At 60.2% G+C, this 25,847-nt stretch carries 28 protein-coding genes; 22 read left to right on the top strand and 6 right to left on the bottom strand.

The window, feature by feature from the left end; all coding sequences use genetic code 11:
* Positions 1-23: 23 nt before the first annotated feature.
* Positions 24-380 carry a hypothetical protein gene (locus JQF37_RS27340; RefSeq protein ID WP_130210250.1) on the bottom strand — a complete coding sequence of 119 codons (357 nt, stop codon included), beginning with the start codon at positions 378-380 and terminating at the stop codon, positions 24-26.
* A gap of 212 nt (positions 381-592) precedes the next feature.
* On the opposite strand from JQF37_RS27340, the gene JQF37_RS27345 reads away from it, so the two are divergent.
* From JQF37_RS27345 to ada, 5 genes are all read left to right on the top strand, one after another.
* On the top strand, positions 593-895 hold the full coding sequence (locus tag JQF37_RS27345) for a DUF1883 domain-containing protein (protein ID WP_057400164.1): 303 nt from the start codon (positions 593-595) through the stop codon (positions 893-895).
* Positions 896-930: 35 nt separating this feature from the next.
* Positions 931-1,101: a hypothetical protein gene (locus tag JQF37_RS27350; protein WP_189340466.1), complete on the top strand. Its 171-nt coding sequence runs from the start codon at positions 931-933 to the stop codon at positions 1,099-1,101.
* 127 nt (positions 1,102-1,228) lie between these two features.
* Positions 1,229-1,915, top strand: a complete 687-nt coding sequence (locus JQF37_RS27355) for a 2OG-Fe(II) oxygenase (protein ID WP_130210248.1) — start codon at positions 1,229-1,231, stop codon at positions 1,913-1,915.
* A gap of 5 nt (positions 1,916-1,920) precedes the next feature.
* On the top strand, positions 1,921-2,586 hold the full coding sequence (alkB, locus tag JQF37_RS27360; protein ID WP_130210338.1) for a DNA oxidative demethylase AlkB: 666 nt from the start codon (positions 1,921-1,923) through the stop codon (positions 2,584-2,586).
* Between the two features lie 87 nt (positions 2,587-2,673).
* Positions 2,674-3,738, top strand: coding sequence for a bifunctional DNA-binding transcriptional regulator/O6-methylguanine-DNA methyltransferase Ada (ada, locus tag JQF37_RS27365; protein ID WP_130210246.1), 1,065 nt, complete (start codon positions 2,674-2,676; stop codon positions 3,736-3,738).
* Between the two features lie 60 nt (positions 3,739-3,798).
* On the opposite strand, the gene JQF37_RS27370 is transcribed toward ada, so the two are convergent.
* Positions 3,799-4,782, bottom strand: a complete 984-nt coding sequence (locus JQF37_RS27370; RefSeq protein ID WP_204149867.1) for an MDR family oxidoreductase — start codon at positions 4,780-4,782, stop codon at positions 3,799-3,801.
* Positions 4,783-5,096: 314 nt separating this feature from the next.
* On the opposite strand from JQF37_RS27370, the gene JQF37_RS27375 reads away from it, so the two are divergent.
* The 9 genes from JQF37_RS27375 to JQF37_RS27415 all read left to right on the top strand — a co-directional run bounded on the left by JQF37_RS27375 (position 5,097) and on the right by JQF37_RS27415 (position 11,499).
* Positions 5,097-6,161: a nitronate monooxygenase gene (locus tag JQF37_RS27375; protein WP_130208078.1), complete on the top strand. Its 1,065-nt coding sequence runs from the start codon at positions 5,097-5,099 to the stop codon at positions 6,159-6,161.
* A 174-nt stretch (positions 6,162-6,335) separates the two neighbouring features.
* Entirely contained in the window at positions 6,336-7,103 is a 768-nt protein-coding gene (gene modA, locus JQF37_RS27380; protein WP_130208080.1) for a molybdate ABC transporter substrate-binding protein, read from the top strand.
* Positions 7,104-7,784, top strand: coding sequence for a molybdate ABC transporter permease subunit (gene modB, locus JQF37_RS27385; RefSeq protein WP_130208082.1), 681 nt, complete (start codon positions 7,104-7,106; stop codon positions 7,782-7,784).
* Between the two features lie 3 nt (positions 7,785-7,787).
* Positions 7,788-8,867, top strand: a complete 1,080-nt coding sequence (gene modC, locus JQF37_RS27390; protein ID WP_130208084.1) for a molybdenum ABC transporter ATP-binding protein — start codon at positions 7,788-7,790, stop codon at positions 8,865-8,867.
* 76 nt (positions 8,868-8,943) lie between these two features.
* On the top strand, positions 8,944-9,963 hold the full coding sequence (locus tag JQF37_RS27395) for a DNA topoisomerase IB (protein ID WP_130208086.1): 1,020 nt from the start codon (positions 8,944-8,946) through the stop codon (positions 9,961-9,963).
* Between the two features lie 72 nt (positions 9,964-10,035).
* On the top strand, positions 10,036-10,257 hold the full coding sequence (locus JQF37_RS27400; protein ID WP_130208088.1) for a hypothetical protein: 222 nt from the start codon (positions 10,036-10,038) through the stop codon (positions 10,255-10,257).
* Positions 10,258-10,388: 131 nt separating this feature from the next.
* Positions 10,389-10,619 carry a hypothetical protein gene (locus tag JQF37_RS27405; protein ID WP_008055683.1) on the top strand — a complete coding sequence of 77 codons (231 nt, stop codon included), beginning with the start codon at positions 10,389-10,391 and terminating at the stop codon, positions 10,617-10,619.
* 208 nt (positions 10,620-10,827) lie between these two features.
* The gene (locus tag JQF37_RS27410; RefSeq protein WP_130208090.1) at positions 10,828-11,112 is read left to right on the top strand and encodes a hypothetical protein; all 285 of its coding nucleotides are present in this window, start codon (positions 10,828-10,830) and stop codon (positions 11,110-11,112) included.
* 180 nt (positions 11,113-11,292) lie between these two features.
* Complete coding sequence (locus tag JQF37_RS27415) at positions 11,293-11,499, top strand: hypothetical protein (RefSeq protein ID WP_130208092.1); 207 nt, start codon at positions 11,293-11,295, stop codon at positions 11,497-11,499.
* Here the strand turns inward: JQF37_RS27415 and JQF37_RS27420 are convergent.
* From JQF37_RS27420 to JQF37_RS27435, 4 genes are all read right to left on the bottom strand, one after another.
* Complete coding sequence (locus JQF37_RS27420; protein ID WP_130208094.1) at positions 11,496-11,897, bottom strand: fe2+ zn2+ uptake regulation protein; 402 nt, start codon at positions 11,895-11,897, stop codon at positions 11,496-11,498. The two genes, JQF37_RS27415 and JQF37_RS27420, sit on opposite strands and share 4 nt — an antisense overlap.
* A gap of 68 nt (positions 11,898-11,965) precedes the next feature.
* Complete coding sequence (locus JQF37_RS27425) at positions 11,966-14,206, bottom strand: TonB-dependent siderophore receptor (protein WP_130208096.1); 2,241 nt, start codon at positions 14,204-14,206, stop codon at positions 11,966-11,968.
* Positions 14,207-14,315: 109 nt separating this feature from the next.
* Positions 14,316-14,717 carry a ParB N-terminal domain-containing protein gene (locus tag JQF37_RS27430; protein ID WP_130208098.1) on the bottom strand — a complete coding sequence of 134 codons (402 nt, stop codon included), beginning with the start codon at positions 14,715-14,717 and terminating at the stop codon, positions 14,316-14,318.
* Between the two features lie 25 nt (positions 14,718-14,742).
* Positions 14,743-15,633 carry a CoA ester lyase gene (locus JQF37_RS27435; protein WP_130208100.1) on the bottom strand — a complete coding sequence of 297 codons (891 nt, stop codon included), beginning with the start codon at positions 15,631-15,633 and terminating at the stop codon, positions 14,743-14,745.
* Positions 15,634-16,293: 660 nt separating this feature from the next.
* On the opposite strand from JQF37_RS27435, the gene JQF37_RS27440 reads away from it, so the two are divergent.
* The 8 genes from JQF37_RS27440 (at position 16,294) to JQF37_RS27475 (ending at position 25,804) form a co-directional block, all read left to right on the top strand.
* The gene (locus JQF37_RS27440) at positions 16,294-17,631 is read left to right on the top strand and encodes a Y4yA family PLP-dependent enzyme (RefSeq protein WP_130208225.1); all 1,338 of its coding nucleotides are present in this window, start codon (positions 16,294-16,296) and stop codon (positions 17,629-17,631) included.
* A 14-nt stretch (positions 17,632-17,645) separates the two neighbouring features.
* Positions 17,646-18,689 carry a cysteine synthase family protein gene (locus JQF37_RS27445; RefSeq protein WP_130208102.1) on the top strand — a complete coding sequence of 348 codons (1,044 nt, stop codon included), beginning with the start codon at positions 17,646-17,648 and terminating at the stop codon, positions 18,687-18,689.
* A 28-nt stretch (positions 18,690-18,717) separates the two neighbouring features.
* Complete coding sequence (locus JQF37_RS27450; RefSeq protein ID WP_130208104.1) at positions 18,718-19,878, top strand: NAD/NADP octopine/nopaline dehydrogenase family protein; 1,161 nt, start codon at positions 18,718-18,720, stop codon at positions 19,876-19,878.
* Positions 19,788-21,767, top strand: a complete 1,980-nt coding sequence (locus tag JQF37_RS27455; RefSeq protein ID WP_223272684.1) for an IucA/IucC family protein — start codon at positions 19,788-19,790, stop codon at positions 21,765-21,767. The genes JQF37_RS27450 and JQF37_RS27455 overlap by 91 nt, the downstream gene beginning before the upstream one ends.
* A gap of 13 nt (positions 21,768-21,780) precedes the next feature.
* Complete coding sequence (locus JQF37_RS27460; protein WP_130208106.1) at positions 21,781-23,025, top strand: MFS transporter; 1,245 nt, start codon at positions 21,781-21,783, stop codon at positions 23,023-23,025.
* 16 nt (positions 23,026-23,041) lie between these two features.
* The gene (locus JQF37_RS27465; protein ID WP_130208108.1) at positions 23,042-24,226 is read left to right on the top strand and encodes an aminotransferase class V-fold PLP-dependent enzyme; all 1,185 of its coding nucleotides are present in this window, start codon (positions 23,042-23,044) and stop codon (positions 24,224-24,226) included.
* An 84-nt stretch (positions 24,227-24,310) separates the two neighbouring features.
* Positions 24,311-24,826 carry a sigma-70 family RNA polymerase sigma factor gene (locus JQF37_RS27470; protein WP_130208110.1) on the top strand — a complete coding sequence of 172 codons (516 nt, stop codon included), beginning with the start codon at positions 24,311-24,313 and terminating at the stop codon, positions 24,824-24,826.
* Positions 24,827-25,804 (top strand): FecR family protein, encoded by a 978-nt coding sequence (locus tag JQF37_RS27475; RefSeq protein ID WP_130208112.1) that lies wholly within the window; start codon positions 24,827-24,829, stop codon positions 25,802-25,804.
* Positions 25,805-25,847 lie beyond the last annotated feature (43 nt).

Raw genomic sequence — 25,847 nt, forward strand, 5'->3', positions numbered from 1 at the left:
CGGTGCTGACCGTTGGCATTGTATCAGCCGGAAATGCACTCGGTGGCAGCATCGCGCACATCCCGAGGGCGCAGGGGAACATTGGAAATACGCTCATGCAGCTTGATGCTGCTGCCGCCGGAACGATGTTCGATATCGAATACGGCGGCCGGTCCGGACGAGAACTTCTGCGGCACGATGACTCGTACGTCCTCCTTATGCGTTTCTATCTGCAAGGCACCACGGCTGCTGGCGAGCTTTTCGCTCAGGCATTGCGCGTACTCATGGGGCTTCTTGCCTGAAATCACGTTAATGGTAGGCAGTGTCTCGCTGATCTCCGCAACACTTGCACACCCACTGATTGCCAGAAACAACGGCAGGACCCACGCACCCCACTTCATATAAAACCTCCAATAAAGACCCTCCGACAGCACAGACGCTGTTTTTCTCCAAGGCATACTGCATTTAACGCCCAAGGATTGCCCGATATCGGTTTTTTATTGCCAAATCGGACCTCAACGACCCGATAATAACGCCTGCGGGCTGATAAACTGCGCCAATTGCCCATTGCTATCGTTTTGATTTTGTAGAAAAAGCCCTTCTGGAGGCGCCCATGAAATTTATCCACCAGCGCGAGCACCTCAATGAAGACGACATCGTCGTCATCCAATGCTCCCAAATGTGCAACATCCGCTTGATGAACGACGCCAACTTCCGCAGCTTCAAGAATGGCGGCCGTCACACCTACCACGGTGGCGCGTTCGACACCTTTCCGGCCCGCATCACCGCGCCGAGCACCGGTTTCTGGAACATCACCATCGACACCGTCAACCGCCGGGCGATCAGCGTGACCCGTAAACCGACCCTGACTCACTCGATCAAGATCATCCGCCGCTCCAGCTCGAAATTGAGCTGAGTGACACCCCAGTCCGCACACAGACAGGTATGACCGTGGCCCAAACGACCAAATACGTCATCAAATACAAGCTCAACGGCGAGCGTCGCTTCGAATTTGCCCAGCTCGAACACGGGACCCCGGAAGAGGCCAAGGCCGCGCTGGACGCCATTCATGGCCAGAGCGACGACGTCATCAGCGATATCAGCGTCAGCAAGGCGCTGTAACGCACTGGGGAGTGGCAGTATGGATGTCTGCTCCCGGCGTTGAAAATTCGACCGCAAGTGTCGGAGTGTTCGCGCCATCACCGCCCCCTAGACTGGCCGTCTCACCTTTATTCAAGGAGTCGGAACCATGTCCATCGACTGGGCGCGAGTGGAACAGCAACTCGATCAGGACGGTTGCGTCGTCCTGCGCTCGCTGTTTAGCCAAGACGCCTGTGACTCGATCAGCGACCTCTACCCTCGATCCGAGCCCTTTCGCTCGCAAGTGATCATGGCTCGCCACGGATTTGGCCGTGGCGAGTACAAATACTTCCGGTACCCGTTACCGGATCTCGTCGCCCGATTGCGCCAGGCGCTCTATCCACGACTGGTGCCGATTGCCAATCGCTGGCACGAACGGATGGGTTTGCCGAACCGTTTTCCCCAGGTCCATGAAGATTTCCTCGCCCTTTGCCACGCTGCCGGCCAGCAACGCCCGACGCCATTACTGCTGCAATATGGGCCCCAGGACTACAACTGCTTGCATCAGGACCTCTACGGCGAACACGTGTTCCCGCTGCAAGTGGCGATTTTGCTGTCAGAACCGGGGGAAGATTTCACCGGCGGCGAGTTCGTGCTGACCGAACAGCGCCCACGCATGCAAACACGCCCACAGGTTATAGATCTTAAGAAGGGAGACGGCGTGATCTTTGCGGTCAGTCAACGGCCGGTCAAAGGTACTCGCGGCGACTACCGGGTGACGATGCGTCACGGAGTCAGTCGCCTGCACAGCGGAAAACGGCATACCCTAGGCATTATTTTCCACGATGCAGTATGAACACCATGAAGCCGACCACCCCTGATCTGTTCGCCGACGCGGAACCCGTGCAGCAACCCCGGCGCGAGCAGATCGGCGAACAGTCATATGTATTGAGGGGCTTTGCCCTGCCCTGGCTGGAGCGTTTACTGCCGGCACTGGAGGCCGTGCTGGCAGCGGCACCGTTTCGGCAGATGATTACGCCTGGCGGTTTTACCATGTCGGTCGCCCTGAGCAGTTGTGGCACTTTGGGCTGGACCACCGACCGTAGCGGTTATCGCTACACGCGCCACGATCCGCAGACAGGCCAGCCGTGGCCGGACATGCCAGGGATTTTCTTGCAGTTGGCTCAGGCCGCCGCGCAAGAGGCTGGATTCAGCGACTTTCTCCCCGATTCCTGCCTGATCAACCGATACCTCCCGGGGGCGAAAATGTCTTTGCATCAGGACAAAAACGAAAGCACCTACGCCGCGCCGATCGTCTCGGTATCGCTCGGGTTACCGGCAATGTTCCTGTTCGGTGGCTTTGAACGCAGCGATAAAAGCCAGCGTGTACCGCTGCTGCACGGCGACATAGTGGTATGGGGCGGCGTTGATCGCTTGCGCTATCACGGTGTCCTGCCGATCAAGGAAGGCCAGCATTCACTGCTGGGCGAACAGCGGATCAACTTCACCTTCCGCACGGCGGGATAAACCTGTCGAATTTGACCGCAAGCACCGGAGTGTGACGGCACGCCGACGTGGTTAATCTGCCGTAAACAGGTCAACGGACTTCCAGCCATGACAAGCCATACGACAAAAAACACCGCTGAACTCGACCCACGCTGGGCCGCCGTCGTCGCTCGCGACCCACAAGCCGATGGGCAATTTGTCTATGCCGTGAAAACCACCGGCATCTACTGCAATCCCAGTAGCCTGGCGCGCTTGCCGAAACCTCAGAATGTCGAGTTCTTCGACACGGCCGAACAGGCACAAGCAGCGGGTTACCGTCCGAGCAAACGCGCGGCGAAGGATCAAAGCGCCGTGGCCGCGCAGCATGCCGCCACCGTGGCCGCCGCTTGCCGGCAGATCGAAAGCGCGGAAACGCTCCCGGCCTTGGACGAACTGGCCGAGACAGCGGGCCTGAGCAGTTTTCACTTTCATCGAGTGTTCAAGGCTGTCACCGGCCTGACACCCAGGGGCTACGCCGCAGCCCATCGTTCCCGCAGAGTTCGCGAGCGTTTGACGGATGGCGGTTCGGTGACCGACGCGCTGTACGACGCCGGCTTCAACTCCAACAGCCGTTTTTATGAAACGGCGGATCAACTTCTGGGCATGAAACCCACGGATTACCGCGCCGCCGGCCAGAACAACGACATTCGGTTTGCCGTCGGCCAATGTTCGCTGGGCGCGATTCTGGTGGCGCAGAGTGAGCGCGGGGTTTGCGCCATTCTGCTGGGGGACGATCCGCAGCAACTGGTCTGCGATCTGCAGGACAAGTTCCGGCGGGCCAATCTGATCGGTGCCGATCAAGACTTCGAGCAATTGATCGCCAGGGTTGTGGGTTTCATCGAGGCCCCGGCGCTGGGCCTGGACCTGCCTCTGGATGTGCGTGGCACGGCGTTTCAGGAGCGGGTCTGGCAAGCCCTGCGGGATATTCCCGTCGGCAGCACGGCCAGCTACGCCGATATCGCCCGGCAAATCGGCGCCCCAAAAGCCGTTCGCGCGGTGGCTCAAGCCTGTGGCGCGAACAGCCTGGCGGTAGCGATTCCCTGCCACCGCGTGGTGCGCAGCGATGGCAATCTGTCGGGGTACCGCTGGGGCGTGGAACGCAAGCGGCAGTTGCTGGAACGGGAAGCGCAGTAGCGGTAAACACGGTGACCGCATGCCCATATGGGATCTGCCGCAGGCGGGATCGCTGGTTTGTCAGCGATTCACGTCGACGACAACCCTGCCCCGCAGTTGGCCGGCGAGCAAGCGTGGCGCCGCATCAATCGCTTCGCTCAAACCGATTTCGTGGCTGATCAGTGGTAACAGGTCAAAGTCCAGATCCCGGGCCAGACGATTCCACGCCTCGACCCGCTTCGCTTTGGGTTGCGTCACGCTGTTGATGCCCGCCAGGGTCACGCCACGCAAGATGAACGGCGCGACAGAGGCCGGGAAATCCATGCCCTGGGCCAGACCACAGGCAGCGACCGTACCATTGGCCTTGGTGCTGGCGCAGGCATTGGCCAGGGTGTGACTGCCGACCGAATCGATGACCGCAGCCCAGCGCTCCTTCGCCAAAGGCTTGCCCGGCTCGGACAGCGGGGCGCGGTCGATGATTTCGCTGGCCCCCAGTTGCTTGAGGTAGTCGTGTTCCGAAATACGGCCGGTGGACGCCACCACGCGGTAACCAAGTTTGCTCAACAGCGCGATAGCGAAACTGCCTACGCCGCCATTGGCGCCCGTCACCAGGATTTCGCCTTGCCCGGGCGTCACACCGTTATGCTCCAGCGCGAGGATGCACAGCATCGCCGTGTAGCCCGCCGTGCCGATGGCCATCGCCTGGGCGGCGGTAAACGCCTTGGGCAGCGGAATCAGCCAGTCGCCATTGAGGCGTGCCTTCTGCGCCAGACCGCCCCAATGCCCCTCACCCACCCCCCAGCCATTGAGCAGGACGTTGTCACCCACCTTGTAGTCCGGATGCCCGCTGACTTCGACAGTGCCCGCCAGATCGATCCCTGGCACCATCGGGAATTTTCGCACCACCGGGCTGCTACCAGTGATCGCCAGGCCGTCCTTGAAATTCAGCGTGCTGTAGGCGACACGTACAGTCACATCGCCCTCGGGCAATTGGTCGTCATGGATCTGCTGCAGCGTGGCCCGGTAACCGCTGTCGTCTTTCTCGATCAAAATACCTTGGAACATGACTGTCTCCTGGTGTGATTATTTGTAGTGGCCTGAATTAAATACCACATCGCAAAAAAATGCCGCATTCGACTTTAAGCCAATCGATAAAACCTCGGGGCCTTTCCATGACCTGCGGCGATGCTTTTTTCGGTGGTCAGGTCCGCTGGCCCCACCCGCCGCGAATTGCTGCCAGCCCCATCGCGCATTTGGCGCCGGTGGCGGGCTGTTCCGCCGCTGATTCAGCGTCAAACAAGACTGGCCTCGGGACAGTCATTGCTGCTACAAAACCGCTTGAACCGCCCTGCCCGGTTTCAACGTCGGAGACCTCAAAAATGAGCCCATGGCCAGACACCCGTATTCTTGATCTGTTCGGGATCGAACTGCCCGTTATTCAAGCTCCCATGGCCGGTGCCACCCAGTCGTCCATGGTGATTGCGGCAAGCAATGCCGGCGGCCTGGGCTCGATGCCCGCCGCCATGCTGAGCACCGAGCAATTGCGCGCCGAGCTGACGACCATTCGTCAACACAGCTCGCGCCCGTTCAACGTCAATTTCTTCTGCCACCAGCCGCCGGCTGACGATGAGCAACGCGCACAAGACTGGAAAAACCTGCTGGAACCTTACTACCGGGAGTTGGGCGTCGACTTTGATGCGCCGACCCCAGTGTCCAACCGCGCGCCCTTCGATCACGCGGCCTGTGAGGTGATCGAAGCGTTTCGCCCCGAAGTCGTGAGTTTCCACTTCGGCCTGCCGGAAAAATCCCTGCTGGATCGGGTCAAAGCCACCGGCGCAAAGGTGGTGTCGTCGGCCACCACCGTCGAAGAGGCCATCTGGCTCGAGCAACATGGCTGCGACGCGATCATCGCCATGGGTTACGAGGCGGGAGGACATCGCGGGATGTTTCTCAGTGATGACCTGAGCAGTCAGGTCGGGACCTTTGCCCTGGTGCCGCAAGTCGTCGATGCGGTGCAAGTACCCGTGATTGCCGCTGGCGGCATTGCCGACGCGCGAGGCGTCGCGGCAGCCTTCATGTTGGGCGCTTCGGCGGTGCAAGTGGGTACGGCCTACCTGTTTACGTCGCAAGCCAAGGTCAGTGCGTCTCATCACCAGGCGTTGCGTACGGCCCGGGAGAGCGAGACCGCCGTCACCAACATTTTCACCGGGCGCCCGGCGCGCGGCATCCTCAATCGGGTCATGCGTGAACTGGGGCCGATGAGCGACAAGGCACCGGCCTTTCCCCTCGCCGGCGGCGCGTTGATGCCTTTGCGGGCGAAGGACGAAGCGGATTTCAGCAATCTCTGGGCCGGACAGGCGTTCCCTTTGGGCGTGGAAATGACCACGGCAGAGTTGACCCGGCGGCTTGCTGAAGAGGGGTTGGCAAAGTTGCTTCGGCGCTGACGATCCCTCAAGTCAACTCAAGATCTGTGGGGCTTGCCACAGAAAAGCTCCCCAGCCACAGGCAAGCTCCTCCACCCCAGCCGAGTACTCCTCATTCCGTTTGCAGGCATTTCGCTATATATTTTGATATATAGCGTTACCCCCCCTATGTAATGCCTGCCACGGAGCCGTTTCATGTCCCTTAGCGCCTCACGTTTCGCCCCCGCTTGCCTGACCGGCCTTCTCGCTGTGTTCGCCCTTGGCGCCGCCCAGGCGGACGAAGTCCAGGTGGCGGTTGCGGCCAACTTCACCGCGCCGATCCAGGCCATCGCGGCGGACTTCGAAAAGGACACCGGGCACAAATTGGTGACCGCCTTCGGCGCGACGGGTCAGTTCTACACCCAGATCAAGAATGGCGCGCCGTTCGAAGTGTTCCTCTCGGCGGACGACACCACCCCGAAAAAACTCGAAGACGAAGGCGACACGGTCAAGGGCTCGCGCTTTACCTACGCCGTCGGCACCCTCGCGTTGTGGTCGGCCAAGGAAGGCTATGTCGACGCCCTGGGCAAGGTCCTGAGCGACAATCAATACCAGCATCTGTCCATTGCCAATCCCAAAACCGCACCCTACGGCCTGGCGGCCACCCAGGTACTGGCCAGGGAAGGTCTGACCGACAAGGTCAAGGACAAGATCGTTGAAGGCCAGAACATCACCCAGGCCTATCAGTTTGTCTCCACGGGCAATGCCGAAGTGGGTTTTGTCGCGCTGTCGCAGATTTACAAGGACGGTAAAATCACCAGCGGTTCGGCCTGGATCGTTCCGGCCAACCTGCATGACCCGATCAAACAAGACGCGGTGATCCTCAACAAAGGCAAGGATAATCCGGCTGCCAAGGCACTGGTTGACTACCTTAAAGGGCCGAAAGCCGCCGCCATCATCAAGTCCTACGGTTACCAACTCTAAATGACGCTATCGAGTGCCGATTTTTCCGCCATCTGGCTGACCCTGAAACTGGCGTCCCTGACGACCGTCATCCTGCTGGTGATCGGCACACCGCTTGCGTTGTGGCTCTCGCGCACTCAATCCTGGCTGCGCGGCCCGGTCGGGGCGATCGTCGCCCTGCCCCTCGTGCTGCCGCCCACGGTGATCGGCTTTTATCTGTTGCTGGCGCTGGGCCCGAACGGCTTTGTCGGCCAATTCACCCAATCACTGGGGCTGGGCACCCTGACCTTCAGTTTTGCAGGGTTGGTCATCGGTTCGGTGCTGTACTCGATGCCGTTTGTGGTCCAGCCCCTGCAAAACGCTTTTTCCGCCATCGGCACCCGCCCGCTGGAAGTGGCCGCGACCCTGCGCGCCAATCCCTGGGACAGCTTCTTCAGCGTGACCCTGCCCCTGGCCCGCCCCGGCTTCATCACCGCCGCCATCCTCGGCTTCGCCCACACGGTCGGCGAATTCGGCGTGGTGCTGATGATCGGCGGCAACATTCCCGATAAAACCCGGGTGGTCTCGGTGCAGATCTACGACCACGTCGAAGCCATGGAATACGCCCAGGCCCATTGGCTGGCCGGCGCCATGCTGGTGTTCTCCTTTGCGGTGTTGCTGGCGCTGTACTCCAGCCGTAAAACCAAAGCGGGCTGGAGCTGATCGATGATTCAAACGCGCCTGGAATTGAGCTACCCGGGGTTCCACCTCGATGTCGACCTGCAACTGCCCGGCCGTGGTGTCACGGCACTGTATGGCCATTCCGGGTCCGGCAAGACCACCTGCCTGCGCTGCATCGCCGGTCTGGAAAAAGCCGATCAAGGCTTTATCCAGGTCAACGATGAAGTCTGGCAGGACAGCGAAAGGAAGATTTTCGTGGCGCCGCACAAGCGAGCCCTGGGTTACGTTTTTCAGGAGGCCAGCCTGTTTACGCATTTGTCGGTGCTGGCCAACCTGGAGTTCGGGCTCAAACGTATCCCGAAACCACAGCGTCGAGTCGACATGGCCCACGCAACCGAGCTCTTGGGCATCGGCCACCTGCTGGATCGCCATCCACAACACCTGTCGGGCGGGGAACGCCAGCGAGTCGGCATCGCCCGCGCCCTGCTCACCAGCCCGAAACTGTTATTGATGGATGAACCGCTGGCGGCGCTGGACGCCCAGCGCAAAGGCGAAATCCTCCCCTACCTGCAACGGCTGCACGACGAACTGGACATCCCGGTGTTGTATGTCAGCCACTCCCAGGATGAAGTGGCGCGCCTGGCCGACCACCTCGTCCTGCTCAGCAACGGCAAGGCGCTGGCCAGCGGCCCGATCGGCCAAACCCTGGCACGCCTGGACTTGCCACTCGCGCTGGGCGACGACGCCGGCGTGGTGATTGAGGGGCGCGTCTGTGCCTATGACAACCACTATCAATTGCTCACCCTGCAACTGCCCGACACGGCCTTGAACATTCGCGTGGCACACACGCCGATGGCCACGGGCCAGGCGTTGCGCTGCAAGGTTCAGGCACGGGATGTCAGCCTGAGCCTGCACAGCGCCGAGCACAGCAGCATCCTCAATCGCCTGCCGGTCACTGTGGTCAGCGAGATGGGCGCCGACAATGCCGCCCATGTACTGATCCGTCTCGACGCGGCCGGAACCCCTTTGTTGGCGCGTATCACCCGCTTCTCCCGCGACCAGTTGAACATCCGTCCCGGCCAGCAACTCTGGGCGCAGATCAAAGCCGTGGCGGTGCTCGCGTAAAGGCATTGGCACGACTGAGGCGGCGCGGGGTCAATGCCTTTAACGGCCCCCTGACTCCTCGCCAAGGACAATCGCCATGCCCGATGCGCTGCCGTCCGACCTGCACTACGTGGATGACACCCAACCCGGAATCCGCCGCAAGAAACAGCGCGGCAAGTTCTGCTATTTCGATCCGGCGGGACAACGCATCACCGACCCGGACGAGATCCGGCGCATCAACGCGCTCGCGGTGCCGCCGGCCTACACCGACGTGTGGATCTGCGCCGACCCGCGCGGGCACCTGCAAGCCACCGGCCGCGACGCCCGGGGTCGCAAGCAGTACCGTTATCACCCACGCTGGCGTGAAGTTCGCGATCTGGACAAGTATTCGCGCCTGCGGGATTTCGGCCTGGCCTTGCCTAAACTGCGCAAACGGCTGGAGGCCTTGTTGGCCGCACCGGGCTTCAGCCGCGACAAGGTCATGGCCACGGTCATCACCTTGCTCGATGCCACGCTGATCCGCGTCGGCAACACTCAATATGCCCGGGACAACCGCTCCTACGGCCTGACCACGCTGCGCAACCGGCATGTCGAGATCAACGGCAGTGCGATCCTGTTCCAGTTTCGTGGCAAGAGTGGCGTCGAACATCAGATCACCGTGAAAGACCGGCGACTGGCACGCATCATCAAGCGCTGCCAGGAGATCCCCGGACAAAACCTGTTTCAGTACCTCGATGAAAACGGCGAGCGACACAGCATTACCTCGTCCGACGTCAACGCCTACCTGCAAACCCTGACCGGTGCCGACTTCACCGCCAAGGACTACCGCACCTGGGCCGGCAGCGCCCTCGCCCTTGCGGTGCTGCGAGAGTTGCAATGGCAACCGGAATCGGAGGCGAAGCGGCACGTGGTGGAGATGGTGAAAAACGTCGCCCGACAGCTAGGCAATACACCGGCGGTGTGCCGCAAGTGCTACATCCATCCGGCGGTGCTCGAAGGCTTCGTGCTGGGTATGTTGGCGCAGTTGCCCAGGCCGCGGATGCGTAAAGGCCTGCGCGCCGAGGAAGTCGGATTGGCCATGTTGCTGGACAAGCTGGTGTCTGAGCCGACGAATTGACTTGTCTATTTTTTGCACGATTACAAATGACTTCTATAGTTGATGTGTAAACGAATCAGCTGCGGTGACGCCATGGAAGACATTTTCGTCGTGAAGCGATGCAACAAGATCATCATTCATGGCCGCCGGGCCGGAGAAACCGCTCACCCGCCTCCTGACGCCGCCGTCTGGTATCGCATCGCCGATACCCGAACCCACGGTTTCATCGGTGACGGTTACGATCTCGAGGAAGACGCCCGGCACGTTTGCCGGCAGCTCAATGCCAGGTCACACATCATGGCCCGACAAGGCTGATGAGCTTTAGCGTGCCCTGTAGGGGTCTATACTGAAAGGAGCTGAAGGACCAGCGATCCATCGGTAGAAAGCTCGCGCCCGGCGGGCTTTTTACTGCCAACTGCCAGGTTTCTCAAGCGGAGGTGTTTTCCATGTCCGAAAAAGAGTCCATCACCACCCTGCTCACCCTGCTCGATTCGCGCCAGGTTCGCTTGGCTGCGGCGTGCAAGGAAATTGCCGACTGGGTCGATCATCAAGGCGGACATCCGACAGCCCTCAGAATTCGTGATCGTCTGAACGACATCGAAAAGGATACGCCGCTGATTCGCAACACCCTGTCTTCGCTCAAACCCGTCGATCCGCCGCTGCCACGGTTCAGATGATTCGATCCGCACATTCGATGCGAAGACACGGCCCGATGCTGCAGGCATGATCGGCGACGTTATCGTCACCGGTTGCGTGCCTGCCTGATTGCCTTCCATTACCCCCCCCTGCCCAGCCCCGCGCCGGGATTTTTTGTGTCCGGGTCACGACCGAACGTCCCCGACCGTGAGTGGTCAAACACTTACACGTCACCAAGGAGGCGTTCTGATGGTCACTCACTTCAAAGTCAGCGGGCATTTGGCCTGCGGTCACAAAGGTACCAATCTCACCTCGACCCGCGAACTCAACCGGGTGAAATGCAGAAGCTGCCGCAACACCGAGGTTTTCAAAGAAGCACGCCGGAACGAACGTAACGCGGCACGTCGGGCCGCCCGCAAGGCCAAAGTCGCACACATCGTCACTGACTGGCGCCAGGCCTGGACCGAACGGTTGTCGGCCATGGCTGGTCGGCAAAGATTGCCACGGGGCTTTGGTAGTCAGGCTTTCGTCTAGACAAAAAATTCGGGCCGATCACATCGGCCCGAATTTCACGGGTCACAATCCGGCGGACTCGCGCGCCTGAGGCAGATGTCCGACACGCTGCAGTGGCGATAGTCAGCTTCCTCGACTAGGGTCTCAAACGTATCGAACTGCGGTGCCTTTATTGGCAGGAGCCTGATCAAGGAGGAAGCGATGTCACCCACGCGTAGTGCCGAACAAACCTATCGTCAGTGGTCCAGCCCCATCCTGCTGGAACTGAAAGCGCGAGAGCACCAGTTGAACCCGTCGGACCGCGAAGCGCTGCACAATATTCTGCTGGAAAGAAGGCTGATAAACACTGGCAATCCAGCAGGCCCGGATCGGCGCAAGGCGGCGCCACCCGATGATGCGAACCGTTAAAGACTGTTGATCTTGCAGGGCCCGCCACCGACGTCGGGCTTGAGCATTTCCCACGCCTCAGTGGTAAAGCGGTACGTTCTATCCGGCTGAAAAACGATGACGCCTACCCCGGCAAGGCGCTTGAGTACTTCGCGTACACTGACAATCGTCAGCTCCGAGGAGGACGCTTGCATGCAGGCATGCACACCCCGCACGCCTGGCGAGCGTCCCTCCCGAGTCGCCTGGACCAGTGCATTGATCACCTTCAAACGAAAGAGGCTGGTACGCAGTCCGTAAACTCGCAACATCTCACGGATATGGCGATTCGCACTGGAATCAAAAACCAGATCAAGTTGATGGGTCGTGGCCTGAAACGGACGACACCGGTCAACAGAGGTGAATCCATGGTTGTCCAGCATGTGAATACTCCTGTTCACAAATGACACAGGGCAGGCAGCAGCCCCGCGGCTGTGCCTGCCCTTGTGCGTCAAAAGTCGACCGTCGCAGACAGTTGCAAGGTCCGCGGATAACCCGGCGAAAACGCGCCATACGAAGCAACGCCCGACCAGTACTCACGATCGAACACGTTCTGCACCGTAGCGCGGAATGTCGTCGGCCGGCCTTCGATTTTCGTCGCATAACGGGCGCCGGCATCGAAACGGGTCCAGGCGTCGAGTTCCTGGGTATTGGCCTGGTTGACGTACTGGCTGTCGGTATAAATCGCACCGCCGGTGAGGGTGAACCCTTCAAGCCATGGCGTATCCCACTCAGCCCACAGGTTGGCCTGCACGTCAGGCACACCGACCGGTTTGTTGCCACGGTTGGCGGCTGTCGCCGAATCGGTCAATTCGCCGTCGAGCACCGTCACGCCGCCCATCAGGCGAGTGCCCGGTGCCACCTCGCCGAACATGCTCAACTCGATCCCACGGTTGCGTTGTTCGGCTTGTACCGAAAACACGTTACCGGCGCCGATTTCACCGCTCGGTTTCTCGATCTGGAACAACGCCAGGGTGGTCATGAAGGTGCCGTGTTCGTATTTCACACCGACTTCATGCTGCTTCGATTCGTAAGGTGCGAATGTCTCGCCGGCATTGGCCGCCGTCCCCGGTGCAATGTCACCTTTGCTCAAGCCTTCTACATAGTTGTAGTAGAGGGAAACGTCTTCCCAAGGCTTGACCACTACACCGACCAGAGGCGTCGTGGCGCTGTCGTTGTATTTCGAACTGACCGAGCCCGACGCATTGTAGTTGCGAGATTCGATGTCCTGCCGACGCACGCCAAGGGTCAACTGGAAACGATCATCGAGCATGGACAGTGTGTCGGTCAGCGCAACGCCTGACAGTTCCGATTCGGAGACGCGCAGCACCTTCGGTGAGTTGATGTATTGCTTGGGCACATCGATCGGGTGATAGATGTTCGAACGGATCTCGGTGCCATTGGTGATTCCCCGGGACAGCTCATCCTGATATTGGGTCGCCATCAGCGTGGTCGTGTGGGTGACCGGCCCGGTGGCGAACACACCACGGATACCGGCGTCCGCCGTTGAGCGATCAACGTTGAACTTGTAGTAGCCCGGAATATTGCTGGTATCGCCAGCGTCGTTGAGGATTCTCGGCACCTGGTCGGACAGGCGTTTGACGTCGGATTTGCCGCCACCGGCGTGGGCAAACACAGTGACCGTGTCGGTCAGGTCATATTCGCCGCCAAGCAAGGCCGACTGCTCTTTGGTGTCCGACCAGCCCCATTTCTGCGGCAGGTTGGTGCGGCCATTCGGCGCGGACGGGACATCGACGCCCGAGGCGACGGTGAATGGCCGCGAGGGCGCCTCGAAACTCTCTTTCTGACTGATGTAATCGAGGTTCAGGCGCAAGCGCTCGCCACGGTAATCAAGCGCGATGGCACCGATACCGAGGTCGCGGTGCTGATCGTCAATGGCCGTGTCGCCGCCCTGCAGGTTGCCGTTGAAGCGCACGCCAAATTGATTGTCCGTGCCAAAGCGACGGCTCAGATCCAGATGACCACCCACCTGGGAATCCGAAGCGTAAGTGGTGGTGACCCGCGTCAAGTCTTCATCCAGCGGACGTTTGGGCACGATGTTGATCACGCCGCCGACGCCGCTGTTGGGCGAGATGCCGTACATCAACGCCCCTGGCCCCTTGAGCACTTCGACCCGTTCGGCGTAGTCGGTAAACACGCGATAGTTCGGCGCCACGCCATACACACCGTCGAATGCCTGCTCGCCAAGATTGCCTTCGCCGATCGGGAAGCCGCGAATGAAAAACGAATCGACGATACCGCCGGTTTGACCGGTGGAGCGCACCGAAGGATCACGCTCCAGCGCATCGGCAACGGTCACGGTTTGCAGGTCGGCGAGGGTCTTGGCGGTGTAACTGGTGACACTGAACGGCGTGTCCATCACATCCTTGTTGCCCATCATGCCCAGGCGGGCTCCCCGTGCAACCTGGCCACCGGCGAAGGTTTCCGGCAACGAAGTCGGGCCGCTGTAGGAGGCGTTGATGTTAGTGGTGTCGAGCGTCAGCGCGTCCGGGCTGTCATCGGCCGGCGGGGCTGGCGCGACGTTAGAACGCGGCTCGGCGGCAACGTCTTGTTGCTCGGGGCTGGCGGCCCAGGCGCTGGCGCTTCCTGCGACCAAAATAAAATTCAGCATGGCGGTACGCATGGCAAGCGTTAGCACACGCTCACCGCAGGGACGACTGACAACAGGCATGACGTGGAGATCCTTTCATCAAGTGGAAATGGTAATCACTCCTATTGCCAGTCAATTCACGAAAAAGTATCACCCCCGGAAAAGTTTTTTTGGATGGGCCCGGCGAGGGTCAGGCGTACAGCCGCTCCAGCGGTATCGCGACCCTTGGTAACGCGGGGTCGAATGCATGCCGGGTGGTCTTGTACGGAAAGAGTTCACCGCGGGCGATGGTGGTGAATATCTGCGCCACTTCGAACGCCTGCCCTGTCTGCCAATGCCGCACACAGACCCGCGGATCGGTGTAATCGAGCTGGATGCAGGGCACCCGCTTCAAGCCCAGTTGCAACGCGGCGTTGAAGCGGTGATTACCGTCCATCACGATGCCGCGCGAACGCTCGACGATGATCGGTTCCAGCCAATGTCCCGCACGAACGATCGACTCACGCAACATCGTCACATTGGCCGGATCGACCTGCTCCGACTGCAGCACCTGGCACAGTGGCCGCAACGCAATCTGATAACCCTGTTCCATGGTGATCTCCTGGTTCGCCGGCGGTTCAGCAGGCATCGGCGCGGGCAATGGGCGTGTGCTGGCGGGCGACATCGAGCAGGCGCTGGGCGTGCTCGATCAGCGGCAAATCGACCATCTCACCGTCCACTTGCACCGCGTGACTGCCCGTGGCCACCGCGCTCATCACCCGATCGGCCCAGGCCAGCTGACGCGAGTCCGGCAGGAAAGCGCGCTGCACCGTCTCCAGTTGCGCGGGGTGGATGCACAGCTTGGCGCCGAAACCCAGCGAACGCGCGTAATGCGAGTCCCCGGCGACCACCGCCAAATCGCTGATCGCCGGCGTGACACCATCGATCGGCGACGGCAAATCGGCGGTGCGCGAAGCCAGCACGATGCGGTTGCGGGCGAACAGAAACGCCTCGGGTATCTGGCTGCAGTTGATATCGAGGGAAAAATCCAGTGATCCGAACGCCAGGCGTGCCAGACCGGGGATCGCCGCAATCGATTCGACCTGCTGCAGCCCTTTGGCGGTCTCGATGATCGCCACGATCTTCAGCGTCGGCTGCCACTGCCGCAGACGTTCGACCACTCGGCTCAAGGCCTCGGGGCACTCGGCCTTGGGCAGGAAAATCCCGTTGCAGCGCTGCGGGTAGCGCATGTCGTTGAGCCAGGTCAGGTCCTGACGAAACAACGCGCTGCTGACGCTGTTGAGGCGAATGTAACGCTCGCAGGCGACGCTCGGCGTTGCCTCCTGCCAGGCCCAGATGGCAGCGCGGGCGGCCGGTTTGCTGTCCGGGTGCACGGCGTCCTCAAGATCGAGAATGATTGCATCGGGCCCCGCTTCAACCGCTTTGGAAAAGCGCTCGGGACGATTACCCGGCACGAACAGGTAGCTGATCGCGAGTGGGGCCTTGCTGCTGAGTCGATCGAATTGCATGGCGTTGCTCCTTGGCGTGAACCAGTCGTGGTTTCTGAACATTTTCCGGCCCCGTCAGCGGCAGATCCGGGTGCTCGTCCGGGGCCTCTTGCAACAACCCTTAACGCCTTGGGGATCAAGGCATTAAAGGACTTTTTTATTTCCGGGCGACCGCTTCCTTGAGCGTGTAAATACACGTTCATTGAGTGGCCTTGCGCCTGTCGTTATTCAAAAATATTTGAAAACCATACTTGATAATAGTTCTCGTTCGCAATATTGTTCGCTCCGCCAAGAGGAACTACCCTCGCTTCAAAGCACGTTATCAGCACCTCGGGAAGTACAGGCCAGTGATGTCATTTGAATCTCAGTTGCCGGCCATCTACAGGGCATTACCCATAAACGGCTGGCCAATCGGAACGTCCGTACAAAACTTATGGAATGAGGTTCCAATGCAATATTTTTGTGATCCGTTTATTACGATCAGCGTTAATCACCCAACTTCAGACATCGCCTGGCATCCGCCTCCGAATGTCTAAACCCTGCTTTTGATGAGAAAAAGAGTCCGATAGCAAACAGTTATCAACCTATCAGTGGCGACGTTGTTTTCGACGCCAGGGGTTAACGATGCCTACAGCAAACTCACTGCCTGCTGAACAACTAACCGAAGTTCACCATCCACACATGTTAAAACCGCTGATCGACCCGGTTATTTCCACGTTGATCAACAAGTTCCCGGGGACGCTGGTCGACTTGGTCAAACAACACGGCTCACCCTTGAATCTGGTTTGGCCCCATGCCTTTGAATTAAATACACAGGCTCTCCTGGCCGTATTGAAACGCTACAACGTGCCTTACGCGATCTTCTATGGCGCCAAGGCCAACAAGTCCCAGAGCATGCTCGGCGCAGCGGCGAATTCGGGGATCGGCGTCGATGTGTCGAGCATCCACGAACTGCAAGCGGCGCTGCGAGCCGGTACACCCGCCGGCAAAATCTGCGCCACGGGACCGGCCAAAACCGCCGTATTTCATCAGGCACTGGTCAGCGCAGGTTCACTGATTTGCGTCGATTCGCAGGAGGAGTTCGATCATCTTCAACGCATTGTCGAAGCGCAGCGCCCCGTCAGCAAAGCCAGGGTTTTACTGCGTTACAGGCCGAAAATCAGCCCGAAGAGCCGCTTCGGCATGAGCTCGCAAGACGTGCTCGAAAGCCTTCAACGGCTGACCAGATGCACTGATGTTTTTCACTTCGAGGGTTTCCATTTTCACCTGGGCGGTTATGGATTCGAATCCCGCGCACAAGCGTTGCGCGAGGTCACCGGGTTCGTCGAGGCGGCTCGGGAAATGGGCTTGAATCCGCAGATGATCGATATCGGTGGCGGTTTGCCGATTCGTTATGTCGAGCCGCAGACCTATGCCCGATTCTTACAGAACGACAATCAACCGAGCCATTATCACAACCAGAAAGTGCCCGACGCCTATTATCCTTACGGCGCAGAACTGACGGCGCCACAATGGTTGACGTTATTGCTCGAGGCCGAGCATTCACCTGGACTGTCCATCTCCAATTATTTAAAGCTGCAGAATATAACCCTGGCTCTGGAGCCCGGACGGAGTCTCGTCGATCAGGCGGCGATATCATTGTTTCGCGTCACCCGCACCAAACAACTCGCCGACAACAAAACCGTCATCTTCGTTGAAGGCAGTAGTTTCAGCGCGTGCGAAACCTGGTTTGCCTCTGAATACCTGGTTGATCCGATACTGATCAGTTCACAAGCCCCGCCCCATACCCCGACGCAAGCTTATATCGCCGGCCATAGTTGCCTGGACGATGACGTTATCAGTCACCGCCTGATCAACTTCTCGACTGCACCACAGCCAGGCGACTTATTGATTTACATCAATACCGCCGGTTATCAGATGGACTTGCTGGAAAACGAGTTTCATCGCCATCCCCTGCCCCGGCGGTTGACGGCGACCTGTTGTACGGAAGGTAACTATGCGTTTTCACCTGACTACTAAAGGGAACAGTTGAAATGATATTGAATAAAACTTCGGATCTTATTGGTAACACACCGATGTTGGGCATTGAAGTTCCGGATTCCAATGCACGTTTGTTGTTGAAGATTGAAAAGAACAACCCCGGCGGCAGCATCAAGGATCGCATGGCACGCAATATGGTGCTGGCGGCGCTCAAGTCCGGTCGCCTGAAACCCGGCGGCGTAGTCGTCGAATCATCCTCCGGCAACACCGGGATTGGTCTGGCCATGGCAGCGGTGGAGTTTGGTTTGCACTTCATCGCCGTGGTCGATCATCACGCCGCACAAGACAAGATCGCCGTGATGAAGGCGCTCGGTGCCGACATCCGTTTCGTCAAAGGCACCTATCGGGAAGATGAAGTCGCGGTGGTCGAGCGGCAACGACTCGCCGCCGAACTGGCCAGCGACATTCCCGGTGCCGTGTTCATGAATCAGTCCGACAACGCGGCCAATGCCGGTGGCTACAGTGATTTCGTTCGCGAAACCATCGCCCAGGTTGAAGGCGTGATTGGCGCCTATGTCGGCTGCGTCGGCACCGGCGGCTCGATGACCGGCATCGCTCGCGGCCTGAAACTGCATAACCCGGACACCATCACCGTGGCGGTGGAACCGGCCGGCTCGATCGTGTTCGGCCATCCCGGTTATCCCTACTACCAATCAGGCACCGGCACGCCGGCCGGCGACACCGTCGGCCTGGTGCTCGACTACAGCTGCATCGACCTGGGTGTGCAAGTCACCGATTCCCAGGCCTTCGAAACCGCCCGCTATATCGCGCGCAATCTCGCCCTGTTGGTGGGTGGCTCAACCGGCGGTGCGATCTTCAAGGCGCTGGAACTGATCCACAAAGGCGTGCTGACCGGCAACGTGGTGGTGCCAATCGCCGACGGCGGCGAGAAATACCTGCACACGGTGTTCGACGAGAAATGGCTGCAAGAACGCGATCTGATCGATCCAGGCATTGCGCCGCAACTGGATGCCTGGCTGGGCAAGACCCAATGGCTGGAATCTTTCTCCGCACCGCTGCAATTGAGCGTCGCATGACTCACCCACCACACAGGAGCACCGCTCGATGAATGTGTTGAAAGTCGCCATCTGTGGTGGCGGCAGGACCGGACATCTCAACGCCATCCTGTTCAAACAGCTGCCCAATGTTCAGGTTTCGATGCTCACCGGCAATCTGGAGATCATCGAACGGCACGCCCGCCAGTCGCCGATGCGGGCGCTGTTGCCCGACGGTTCGACACTGGAGGCCCGACTGGATCGCGTGACCACCGATGCCAGGACAGCCGTCGAGGATGCCGACATCGTCATCATCACCGTGCCTGCCCATGCCCGACCGCAAACCTTGAAAGCCATCGCGCCGCATCTGAGTGCAAGCAAACCGGTGTACATCGGTGCGATTCCCGGTTTCTGCGGTTTCGACTGGCTGGCCGAAGCCACCCTGCCCGACCGTCCGAACCTGGTGATCTGGGGCATGAAGGATGTCCCGCATACCGCGTTCGAACTGGCGCCGGGACGCTCGATCAAAATGGGTGGCGGCAAAAGCCAGCTGTATGTGGCGACCCATGCCAGGGAGTCGCAGGCATCACGCCGACAGTTGCAGGACATGCTGACCCGGCTGTACGGCCCCTGCGTGACGATGCTGGACAATTACCTGGAGATCACCCTGACCCCGGGCAACCCGATCATGCACAGCTCGGTGATCTACGGACTGATCGGCCCCTACGGCCAGTGGCACCGCAAGATTTTCCCGCAACCGATGTGCTGGTGGACCGAGTGCCCGGAACTGGGCGCCTACTTCCTCGAACGCATGGATCAGGAAAGCCAGGATTTGTGTGCGGTCATCAGTCAGCGTCTGGGCATCGACCTGTCCTCGGTCAAATCCCTGAAACAGGAAATCGTCGACGCCTACGGCGGGCAAATCCGCGATCAGAGCAGCATGCTGGCGATCCTGCGCACCAATCAGGCCTACAACGACATCCTTGCGCCGATGGTGCCAGCCGCCGACAACCGCGCCGGCTACGTGATCGAACGCGAGAGCCGGGCGTTCAACGAAGACGTCGCCTACGGCCTGGTGCTGCTGGTGGAAATGGCCAGGCGCTTCGACCTCAAGGTGCCTTACATCGAAGAGGTCTTGCAGTGGAGCGTTGGCTACATGCAGGGCCTGCGCGACTCGGCACTCGACTACTTCCCCAGCCATTGGCCACGCCCGGCAACCGCCGCCGCCTGATCTATTCATTCAATTTTTTCGACGAGCAGACCGCTGATATGGATGACTTCAAGACACTGATCGCCTACTCCCGCAAAAACGCGATGCGACGCTTGATTCGCTGCCTTTTTGCCGAAAATATCCTCGACCGTTCGGCCCTGAGCTTTTCCGAAGAGAGCCACCAGGCCACTTACCCACTCAAGGGCGGCCGCGCTCACCTGGCCTTTTCCGACATCGCCCACGGTCCGGCCGACACCGTGGTCAACGACGGTGACGTGGTGCTGGTCACCGACGAAGGCGTTCGCCAGGTCATCACCAGCCATCAGGACATGCTTGATGTGCTGCGCGCCAGTTTCGACTTCGAACCCACCGACGAGGGCGTGGCCGGACTGAAGGCCGACATGGAAAACAGCCTGACCAACGACGCGCACGCCCGTCAGCATCGCCAGCAATGGAATGCCCGGTTGCAACAGGCCACCAGGGATCAGGGCCTCGCGAGTTTCACCGACTACCTGCGCCAGCATGCCAACACCAAGGACGCTGCGATCCTGCTCGACCAGTGGGGTTCGCTGGAAGGTCATCCGTACTACCCGACCTGGAAATCGCGCCCGGGCCTGACCGACGCCGAAGTCGAGCAACTGTCCCCCGAGTTCAATGCCCAGGTGCCGTTGCGTATCGCCTCGTTGCGCGCCGACAACGCGAAAAGCGAGAGCATGCCGCACGTGACCAGTTACCACGACTGGTTCGCCAGTAATTTCCCGGCGCAATGGGAACAATGGAAAGCCTCGCTCAACCGCAAAGGGCTGGATGAACGCCAGTGGCTGCCGTTGCCGATACACGCCTGGCACTTGCAGGCCTACGTCCTGAAGACGTTCGCGGCGGAAATCGAAGCAGGGATTCTGATCACCGACGGGCCGGATATTGCCACCCTGCCGACCATGTCCTATCGCACGATGATGCCGGTGCTGGACGACTGCGCGCCGCTGATCAAGCTGCCGATCGCCGTGTGGATGACCAGTGAGCTGCGCAGCCTGCAAGCCAAGTCGATTCACATGGGGCCACGCATCAGCACGGTGATCACCAGGATTCTTGAAGCGGAAAACGGCTTCGATCAGCGTCTGGAAATCTTCCCGGAAGAAGTCGGCGTGCGTTACAGGAACGCGAAAACCCAGGACGATCATCCCGGCCGTCATCTGTCCGTGGTCTATCGTGCCAGCCGGCCAGCGTTCGAGCGCGTCGACGATTGCCTGCCGATTACCGTGGCGTCACTGTTCACCCGCTTGCCCGGCAGTGGTCGGCCGCTGTTCACCGATCTGATCGAACGCGACGGCGTGCGGGCGAATGCCACCCAGGTTGAACACTGGTTCCGTGAGTACGCCACCGTGGTGACCCGCCCGGTGGTGGCGATCTATCTGATGTATGGCATCGGCCTTGAAGCGCATCAGCAAAACACCATGGTGCTGTTCTCCCCCGACGGCAAAGCACGTAGTCTCCTGATCCGCGATTTCGGCGATGGCCGCACGTACGCTCCGTTACTGGAAGAGCGTGGCTACAACCTGCAGCCCCACGTACAGCCGGGTATTCTGCCGACGGTGTTCCGCGGCGATATCGAGCCGGTGCGCATGTTCGTGCTCGACGCGGCGTTCCTCACGCATCTGCACGAGATGGCGCTGTGGCTGACCAAGGAATACGGGTTGAACAACACACGGCTGTGGGAAGTGTTGCGCGAAGAAACCGATCAGGCCTTCGAGGCTGTGCGCCACCGTGTTTCGCCGGCATTGTGGGAGGTCGAACACAAGGCGTTCGTCGAAGACCCATGGCCAACCCGGTCGTTGCTGCGCATGCACTTGATGCAATACAGCAACTATCGTTTGCAACACACCCTGACCAACCCGCTCGCTAGCGTTTAACCGAGGCTGACTCATGTCCCATGCAGGTGTCATCCAGGGTTCAAGAGTACGAATCCTGATTTATCTTCTATTTGCGATCCAATTGGTATCGATGGGTGCGATGGAAATGAGCGGGCCGTTCTGGCCTGTCCACCTGCGTGGGCTGATCACTTCGGAGTCGGTTTTCAGCTTCGCCAGCATCGCCGTGTACGTCGGGCCGATGCTGGGCATTATTCTGACCAGCGCATTCTGGGGCCGCATCGGCGATCGCTACGGCCACAAGTTGATGATGATTCGCGCCCTCGCCGGTTTGTCGTTGACCCAACTTGGGCTGGCGCTGTTCAGCGACATTTGGGTCATTCTGATCCTGCGTTTTTTGCAAGGCGCGTTCGCCGGCTACATCGCCCCGGCACAGGCTTATGGCGTCAGCATCGAGGCCCCTTCGCGGCGGGCGCGGTTGTTCGCCATCCTGCAGATTTCGACCAATGTCGGTTCGTTGCTCGGCGCCGTGGTCGGCGGATTGATCCTCGACTACGCGACGTTCTTCTGGATCAACATCATCGCCTCGGCACTGTGTGCGGTGTGCACCGTGATCGCCGCCGTGACCTTGCCGGACGTGCCGCCGGTGAAGAAAGCCCCGACCGCCGACAAGGCAACGCCCACCGGCCGTTCAGGCAGTGTGTGGCAAGGCTCGCCACTGCTGTCGTTACTCGGTGTGATGGGCATCCTGCTGCTGGCGCGGATGCTGCCGCAGACCGCCTTCTCGCTGTATGTCAGCTCGGTGTTCGAGGTCAGCAACTCGGTGGTCGGCCTGTGCTACGGCTTGCTGGCGCTGGGCTTCATTCTCTCGGCCACGGCCTGGTCGCGCTATTTCGAACACCGTGGCCAGCAGGAAACCCTGCAACGCATGACTTACGTTGTGCTTGGCTGCATCGCTCTCACCGCCGTGGCGGGCATCACGCGTAATCCGCTGGTGTTTGTTGTCGCCTACTTCATCTGGGGCGTGCTGCTCGGTGCGACCACGCCGGTGCTGATGGCGCTGATCTCAAAAACCGCCGACAGCTCGCAACAGGGTCACGTGCTGGGGATTGCCCAGGGCACGGCGCAATTTGCCTCCATCGCGGGGATTTCAGCCGGGGGCTTGCTCAGTCAGGTTTACGGTCTGCAATACACCTACCTGTTCGTGTGTCTGGCCTATGGGGTGGCGCTGATCCCGATTGTCGCGCTGCGCTACCGGCCGACGGTCATGCAACCGAGCCATGCCCCGCCGGGGGATTGATCAAGGAGTTCGTGCTTTGAACATTGAACAACTGCGCGCCGATACGCCCGCTGTCGCGCAACTGATCCACTTCAACAATGCCGGCGCGGCGCTGATGCCGACGCCGGTGATCGACACCGTGACCCGCCACCTCCAGCTCGAGGCACGCCTTGGCGGGTATGAAGCGGCCGCGCAATGTTCGGCCGAACTGGAAAACGTGTATGGCGCCATCGCCCGGCTGATCAACGCTCAGCCGGACGAAATCGCCGTGATCGAGAACGCGACCCGCGCCTGGGACATGGCCTTTTATTCGTTGCCGCTGCAAGCGGGCGATGTGGTGCTGACCTCGACCACCGAATATGCCGGCAACTACATTCCTTACCTGCAACTGAAGCAGCAGCGCGGCATTGAAATCCGCGTCATTGCCAACGACGAGCACGGCCAGGTGTCATTGCCGGCACTGAAAAAAATGCTCGAGGACGAGCGCGTCGCGTTGATCTCCTTGCCGGTGATCGCCACCAACGGCGGTCCCGTACAACCGGTCGAACAGATTGGCGCCCTGGCCCGCGCTGCCGGCGTGCTGTTTCTGCTGGATGCCTGCCAGGGGGTCGGACAGATGCCGATCGATGTGCAGAAAATCGGTTGCCACATGCTCGCCGCCACCAGCCGCAAGTACCTGCGCGGACCGCGGGGCATGGGATTCCTGTACGTCGAAAGGTCCTTGTGCCAGAACCTCGAACCGGTCTTTCTCGACCTGCACGCCGCATCGCTGCTGACATCCGACACCTTCAAGATCCGCGCCGACGCCCGCCGGTTCGAGAACTGGGAGTGCAACGTCGCCGCCAAACTGGGCCTGGGTGCGGCGGTGCAATATGCACTGGCCCAAGGCGTGGACCCCATGTGGTTGCGAATTCAACAGTTGGCCGGCTACCTGCGCCAGCGCCTGGCGGATATCCCGGGCGTCACACCGCGCGACGTCGGCAGCCTCACTTCAGGCATCGTGACATTCACTCATCAGGGCAGCAGCGCGGCGCAGGTTCAACAGTGGCTGGCGGCACAGGACAAGCGCATCAACGTGTCGACCTCGACCTTCCGTTCGACCTTGATCGATATGCAGCACAGGGACTTGCTGGAGGTCAGTCGCGCTTCGCTTCATGCCTACAACACCGAAGCGGAAATCGACACGATGATCGCCGCACTGAGCTGTCTGCCGGGCGCCTGACGGGGATACCAATCGGCGCTTGCGTCGCGGCCGGGTTGCAAACTAGAATTGGGAATACTTCTCAATCGCATAAAAGCTGCAGCCATGAGCGAAACCCTTCCCGCGAATAACGACAATCACCTGCGCGCGATCGAAGCCCTGTACAGCGGCCATCACGGCTGGCTGTACGCGACGCTGAGAAAAAAACTGGGTAACGCCATGGATGCGGCGGATCTCGCGCAGGACACCTTCACCCGTATCCTCGCCTCCCAGGTCACCGTCATCGAACAGCCCCGCGCCTACCTGAGCTGCGTGGCCAAGGGCATTCTGGTCAACTGGTATCAACGCAAGGCCCTGGAACGCGCCTACCTGGATGCCCTCTCCCACTTGCCTGCGCCAGAAGTGCCTTCGCCGGAGTTGCGCTTCATGGTCCTGGAGACCTTGCACGAAATCGACGCGATGCTCGACGCGCTGCCGCCACTGGTCAAACGTGCGTTCCTGCTCTCGCAGATCAGCGGCCTGAAATATGACGACATTGCCACGCAACTGGGCGTCTCGCTGATCACCGTCAAACGCTACATGAAGCAAGCCTTCGTGCAATGCCTGTTGCTGGTGGAATGAATGCTCACCCACCGCAACGCGCCGCCCCCCGATCGACAGGCCCTTGAAGAAGCGGCCGACTGGCTGATCCGCTTGAGTGAAGGCGAACTGAGTGACCCTGAACGCGCCGAATGGGACTGCTGGAAAGCCAGCACCCCCGAGCGCGGCCGGGCCTGGGCGCGGGCGCAGTTGTTACAGGGCAAACTCGGTGGACTGCCACCGTCTCTGGCGATGTCGGCGCTTGATCGCCCAAGCAGCCCGGAACGCCGTGCAGCGTTGGGCAAACTGGCCATGATCCTGGCGATCCTGCCAGTCGGCTGGGGCAGCTGGAAGCTGGCAGAGTCCCGACAATGGTCGGCCGACTATCGCACCGCTGTCGGCCAGCGACGCGAACTGACCCTGGCCGACGGTTCGAAAATCACCCTTAACACCGACACCGCCATCGACGTGCTGTTCGACACCCACCAACGCCACCTGCATCTGCGCGAAGGCGAAATACTGGTGCAGACCGCGCCGGACAATTCGCCGTCGCCCCGGCCGTTTCTGGTCAGCACCCGCCAGGGCCGCCTGCAAGCGTTGGGCACGCGCTTCACCGTTCGTGAACTGCAATCACGCACTCGCCTTGCCGTACTGGAAGGCGCTGTGAAGGTGGAGCTGGCAGAAGATCGCAAGGGAACACCGCTGATCGTCGGTGCCGGGCAACGCACCGACTTTTCTTCCAGCACCTTTGGCCAGGTCAGCGTCGCCGATCGCTCCGCCGGCGACTGGACGCAAGGCATGTTGATGGCGGACAAGATGCGCCTGGCCGACTTCGTCGGCGAGTTGACGCGCTATCACCGTGGTGTTGTGCGCCTCGACCCGGCAATTGCCGATCTGCGCATTTCCGGTGCCTACCCCATCAGCGACACCCAGCGCACCTTGAACATGCTGGCGCAAACCTACCCGATCCATGTCAGCGGCCATTTGAATGGCTTCTGGGTCATGCTTTCCCCCACTTGAGTCGCCGAAAAATATTGCCTCGCCGGTGATACTTTTTTTGATC

Origin of the sequence: Pseudomonas sp. MIL9, assembly GCF_016887925.1 — a bacterium.
GTDB lineage: Bacteria > Pseudomonadota > Gammaproteobacteria > Pseudomonadales > Pseudomonadaceae > Aquipseudomonas > Aquipseudomonas mohnii.

What these genes read in the sequence shown, in the direction of transcription:
- JQF37_RS27450 (WP_130208104.1), top strand. Translation starts at nt 18,718, where the DNA reads ATGAATGTGTTGAAAGTCGCCATCTGTGGTGGCGGCAGGACCGGACAT.
- JQF37_RS27410 (WP_130208090.1), top strand. Translation starts at nt 10,828, where the DNA reads ATGGTCACTCACTTCAAAGTCAGCGGGCATTTGGCCTGCGGTCACAAA.
- JQF37_RS27405 (WP_008055683.1), top strand. Translation starts at nt 10,389, where the DNA reads ATGTCCGAAAAAGAGTCCATCACCACCCTGCTCACCCTGCTCGATTCG.
- JQF37_RS27440 (WP_130208225.1), top strand. Translation starts at nt 16,294, where the DNA reads ATGTTAAAACCGCTGATCGACCCGGTTATTTCCACGTTGATCAACAAG.
- JQF37_RS27400 (WP_130208088.1), top strand. Translation starts at nt 10,036, where the DNA reads ATGGAAGACATTTTCGTCGTGAAGCGATGCAACAAGATCATCATTCAT.
- JQF37_RS27445 (WP_130208102.1), top strand. Translation starts at nt 17,646, where the DNA reads ATGATATTGAATAAAACTTCGGATCTTATTGGTAACACACCGATGTTG.
- JQF37_RS27435 (WP_130208100.1), bottom strand. Translation starts at nt 15,633, where the DNA reads ATGCAATTCGATCGACTCAGCAGCAAGGCCCCACTCGCGATCAGCTAC.
- JQF37_RS27460 (WP_130208106.1), top strand. Translation starts at nt 21,781, where the DNA reads ATGTCCCATGCAGGTGTCATCCAGGGTTCAAGAGTACGAATCCTGATT.
- JQF37_RS27425 (WP_130208096.1), bottom strand. Translation starts at nt 14,206, where the DNA reads ATGCCTGTTGTCAGTCGTCCCTGCGGTGAGCGTGTGCTAACGCTTGCC.
- modB (WP_130208082.1), top strand. Translation starts at nt 7,104, where the DNA reads ATGACGCTATCGAGTGCCGATTTTTCCGCCATCTGGCTGACCCTGAAA.
- JQF37_RS27375 (WP_130208078.1), top strand. Translation starts at nt 5,097, where the DNA reads ATGAGCCCATGGCCAGACACCCGTATTCTTGATCTGTTCGGGATCGAA.
- JQF37_RS27395 (WP_130208086.1), top strand. Translation starts at nt 8,944, where the DNA reads ATGCCCGATGCGCTGCCGTCCGACCTGCACTACGTGGATGACACCCAA.
- JQF37_RS27355 (WP_130210248.1), top strand. Translation starts at nt 1,229, where the DNA reads ATGTCCATCGACTGGGCGCGAGTGGAACAGCAACTCGATCAGGACGGT.
- modC (WP_130208084.1), top strand. Translation starts at nt 7,788, where the DNA reads ATGATTCAAACGCGCCTGGAATTGAGCTACCCGGGGTTCCACCTCGAT.
- ada (WP_130210246.1), top strand. Translation starts at nt 2,674, where the DNA reads ATGACAAGCCATACGACAAAAAACACCGCTGAACTCGACCCACGCTGG.
- JQF37_RS27420 (WP_130208094.1), bottom strand. Translation starts at nt 11,897, where the DNA reads ATGCTGGACAACCATGGATTCACCTCTGTTGACCGGTGTCGTCCGTTT.
- JQF37_RS27470 (WP_130208110.1), top strand. Translation starts at nt 24,311, where the DNA reads ATGAGCGAAACCCTTCCCGCGAATAACGACAATCACCTGCGCGCGATC.
- alkB (WP_130210338.1), top strand. Translation starts at nt 1,921, where the DNA reads ATGAAGCCGACCACCCCTGATCTGTTCGCCGACGCGGAACCCGTGCAG.
- modA (WP_130208080.1), top strand. Translation starts at nt 6,336, where the DNA reads ATGTCCCTTAGCGCCTCACGTTTCGCCCCCGCTTGCCTGACCGGCCTT.
- JQF37_RS27345 (WP_057400164.1), top strand. Translation starts at nt 593, where the DNA reads ATGAAATTTATCCACCAGCGCGAGCACCTCAATGAAGACGACATCGTC.
- JQF37_RS27340 (WP_130210250.1), bottom strand. Translation starts at nt 380, where the DNA reads ATGAAGTGGGGTGCGTGGGTCCTGCCGTTGTTTCTGGCAATCAGTGGG.
- JQF37_RS27475 (WP_130208112.1), top strand. Translation starts at nt 24,827, where the DNA reads ATGCTCACCCACCGCAACGCGCCGCCCCCCGATCGACAGGCCCTTGAA.
- JQF37_RS27430 (WP_130208098.1), bottom strand. Translation starts at nt 14,717, where the DNA reads ATGGAACAGGGTTATCAGATTGCGTTGCGGCCACTGTGCCAGGTGCTG.
- JQF37_RS27370 (WP_204149867.1), bottom strand. Translation starts at nt 4,782, where the DNA reads ATGTTCCAAGGTATTTTGATCGAGAAAGACGACAGCGGTTACCGGGCC.
- JQF37_RS27415 (WP_130208092.1), top strand. Translation starts at nt 11,293, where the DNA reads ATGTCACCCACGCGTAGTGCCGAACAAACCTATCGTCAGTGGTCCAGC.